The sequence below is a fragment of the Pseudomonas sp. PS01299 genome (assembly GCF_029960145.1).
Lineage (GTDB): Bacteria > Pseudomonadota > Gammaproteobacteria > Pseudomonadales > Pseudomonadaceae > Aquipseudomonas > Aquipseudomonas putida_A.
Map to the genome: position 1 here is coordinate 1 of NZ_JASCPO010000521.1, position 304 is coordinate 304.

Consider the following 304-nt stretch of genomic DNA (forward strand, 5'->3'; position numbering starts at 1 on the left):
TTGCTGTCAAGTGATTATTTTCAGAAGTTTTCGAAGATTTCTTCAACAACTTCAACCACTTGCGCTTCCGATCTCTCGTTAGCGGGAGGCGAATTCTACAGCGTTACACGCTGCTGTCAACACCTCTTTTTCTCCGCTTTCGACCGAGAAGATCGAACCGTCAAAAGAGCCAAACATCACCGCTCTTTCAACTCCTTCCAGGCTTCGATGAACTGAAGCGAGCCGCTGCCGAAAACTGCGTAACTCATTGAATCTCAAGGAGTTTTCCGTTTCGACTGCGCCGGAAGTGGGGCGAATTATAGAC

The 304-nt window shown here is 48.0% G+C and carries 1 protein-coding gene; it reads right to left on the minus strand.

Annotated features, from left to right (window positions below; all coding sequences use genetic code 11):
* Positions 1 to 78 precede the first annotated feature (78 nt).
* The coding region (locus QMX91_RS31400) for a hypothetical protein (protein ID WP_282413925.1) at positions 79 to 304 on the minus strand (226 nt) is incomplete at its 5' end.